General features: G+C 65.9%; 3 protein-coding genes. All 3 read left to right on the forward strand.

Annotated features, from left to right (window positions below; genetic code table 11):
- Positions 1–821, forward strand: an 821-nt coding sequence (locus IC66_RS0125710; RefSeq protein WP_038949577.1) for a CheR family methyltransferase, incomplete at its 5' end; no start/stop codon positions are given.
- Positions 822–837: 16 nt separating this feature from the next.
- Positions 838–1,929: a protein-glutamate methylesterase/protein-glutamine glutaminase gene (locus IC66_RS0125715; RefSeq protein WP_028142307.1), complete on the forward strand. Its 1,092-nt coding sequence runs from the start codon at positions 838–840 to the stop codon at positions 1,927–1,929.
- A 5-nt stretch (positions 1,930–1,934) separates the two neighbouring features.
- On the forward strand, positions 1,935–3,122 hold a 1,188-nt coding region (locus IC66_RS0125720), incomplete at its 3' end, for a chemotaxis protein (RefSeq protein WP_085971811.1).

Raw genomic sequence — 3,122 nt, forward strand, 5'->3', positions numbered from 1 at the left:
TGTCGGACCGCCACTTCCGCACCATCGCCGAACTGATCGAGGGCCAGGTCGGCATCAAGCTGCCGCAGGGCAAGCGGCTGATGCTGGAGGGGCGGCTGCACAAGCGCGTGCGCGCGCTCAACTTCACCGGTCTCAACGAATATGTCGAGAACCTGTTTGAGGCCGATCATTTCGATACCGAGCTCACCCATCTCATCGATGTGGTGACGACCAACAAGACCGACTTCTTCCGCGAGCCGCAGCACTTCACCTTCATGCGCGACGTCGCGATTCCCGGCCTGCTCAAGTCGCATGGACGCAAGAACGCGAACCTGAAGATCTGGAGCTCGGCGAGCTCCACCGGCATGGAGGCCTACACCACCGCGATGGTGCTGGACGACATGACGCGGAACGGATCGCGCTTCCAGTACCGCATTCTCGGGACCGACATCTCGACCGCGGTGCTGCGCCTCGCCAAGACGGCGATCTACACGCGCGACGTGCTCGGCCCGGTGCCGGAGCAATTCGTGAAACGATATTTTTCGACGTCGCGGGACAAGTCGCGCGGCGAGGTGCGGGTCGTACCCGAGCTGCGGCGCGCGACACACTTCATGAGGATGAACCTCATGGACAAGTCCTATCCGGTCGATCGCGATGTCGACATCATCTTCTGCCGCAACGTCCTGATCTATTTCGAGCGCGAGACCCAGCGCAAGGTGGTCGAGCAACTGTGCAGCCATTTGCGTCCGGGCGGCTATTTGCTGGTCGGACATTCGGAATCGATGATTCACAGTGCCGTGCCCGGGCTGAAGCAGGTTCAGCCAACCATTTTTCAGGTCTAGCCGGAGCGCAACCAAGATGCCGAGGGAGAAGGTTCGCGTACTGATCGTGGACGATTCGGCGTCGGTGCGCCAAATCCTGCAGACGATTCTCAACGACGATCCCGATATCGAGGTGATGGGAGCGGCCTCCGATCCTTTCGTGGCGGCGAAGCGCCTCCAGAACGAGATCCCCGACGTGATGATCCTCGACCTGGAAATGCCGCGCATGGACGGCATGACGTTCCTGCGCAAGATCATGGCGCAGCGCCCGATCCCGGTGATCATCTGCTCCTCGCTGACCGAAGAGGGCTCGAACGTGATGTTCGAGGCGTTCGAGGCGGGCGCGGTCGACATCGTGCCGAAGCCGAAGATCGATACGCGGCAGGCGCTGCTCGAATGCTCGACACGGCTGCGCGAGGCGGTGAAGTCGGCTGCGCGCGCGCGGGTGCGCCCGCGTGCGGAACGCCGGGCCATCGAGAAGAAGCTGACCGCCGACGCCATCATCCCGCCGCCGGTGCAGGGCAGGGTCCGGCCGACGACGGAGCGCATCGTCTGTATCGGTGCGTCGACCGGCGGGACCGAGGCGCTCAACGATGTCCTCGAGATGCTGCCGGCGCACTGTCCGCCGCTTCTCATCGTCCAGCACATGCCGGCAGGCTTCACCGCGGCCTTTGCCAAGCGTCTCGACGGCGTCTGCCAGATCAAGGTCAAGGAAGCCAAGGACGGTGAGCCGGTGTTGCCGGGCTGCGCCTATATCGCGCCCGGCGCCCGCCACATGCTGCTCCAGCGCATCGGTCTGCGCTACCAGATCGCGATCAAGGACGGCCCGCCGGTGTCGCGGCATCGCCCCTCAGTCGACGTGTTGTTCCGCTCGGCGGCCCAGCATGCCGGCGCCAACGCGCTCGGCGTCATCATGACCGGGATGGGCGACGACGGCGCGCGCGGGATGCTGGAGATGCGCAAGCTCGGCGCCTCAACGCGGGCGCAGGACGAAGAGAGCTGCGTGGTGTTCGGCATGCCCAAGGAAGCCATCGCCCATGGCGGCGTCGAAAAGGTCGTTTCGCTGCATCACATCCCGCGGGAGATCATGCTCTGGTATCAGGCCGGGCACGCCGCGGTGGCAGGTTGATGGCCATGTCGCCCGTTCCGGCCAACACACTCACCGAGGCAACCACCGCGATCGAGGACGTCTCCTCGCGCATCGAGGACGTCTTTGCGCGCGTCGGTCAGGAACTCGGACGCGGCCACCTCATCTTCAAGGAGCTGAACCAGGGCTTAGCTACGCTCTCGGGTGAGCTTTCCGGCGCCGAGATCGAGGGCGCCGCAACGGCGCTGCAGGAGATCGCGGCGCGGCTGAGCGAGTTGGCGCAGGCGCTGCCGGCGGAGAGCGCGCTGCTGGAGACGATCGGCAAGAGCACGGCAGAGGCGTCCTCGCTGCTCAAGCCGCTGTTCAAGCACATCGGGATGATCACCATCATCGCGCGCAGCGCGCGGATCGAGGCGGCCTCGCTCGATGGCGACCGCGAGGGCTTTCTCGCCTTCACCCAGGAAGCCTACGATCTCGGCAGGGCCGTGCAGCGCTCGATCGAAGGCTGCGCGCGGGACCAGCAGCGCCTGTCCGAAGCGGTTGCCACCGCCTCCGGCCGGCAGAAGGAGTTCGAGAGCCGGTATCGGGCCCAATTGGTGTCGGAAAGCGCCGAGCTCGGCGCGGCCTATTCGGGGTTACGCGACCAGCGCAGCAAGAGCAGCCATTTGGCCGACCGCGCCAGTGCCAGCACCAGGAAGATCGCCGAGGCGGTCGGCAGCGCGATCATCTCGCTGCAGGCGGGCGACAGCACGCGTCAGCGTCTCGAGCACGTGTCCCATGGCCTCGGCCTTGCGTCGGAATCCGCGCCGAGCCTCGTTCCTGAAACGATGCCGAGCGATGACGGCGTGGGTGCGATTTGCCGGTTGCAGGCGGCCCAGCTCAGGGATGCCCAGCGCGAGTTCGGCGGTGACGTCGGTCAGATCGTCGGCGCACTGACGGCGATCCTGCACGATGCTGGCAGCGTCGTCGGCCACGGCCGCACGCTGTTCGGCGGCGAGGAGGGCGGCTCGTCGTCGTTCCTGACGCGCATCAAGCAGACGCTGGCACACGCATCGACCCTGATCGCCACCTGCGAGAGTGCCGGCCGCTCGGTCGACGAGGCGCTCGCGATCGTCGAGGACACGCTGACGAAATTTCGCCAGGCGATCGCCGGGCTTGCCGAAGCGACCGTCGACATCACGCTGATCGGAATGAATGCCGGCCTCAAGGCGAGCCATCTCGGCAGCCGCGGCAGC

It is taken from the genome of Bradyrhizobium genomosp. III, from assembly GCF_000261705.1.
GTDB lineage: Bacteria > Pseudomonadota > Alphaproteobacteria > Rhizobiales > Xanthobacteraceae > Bradyrhizobium > Bradyrhizobium ottawaense.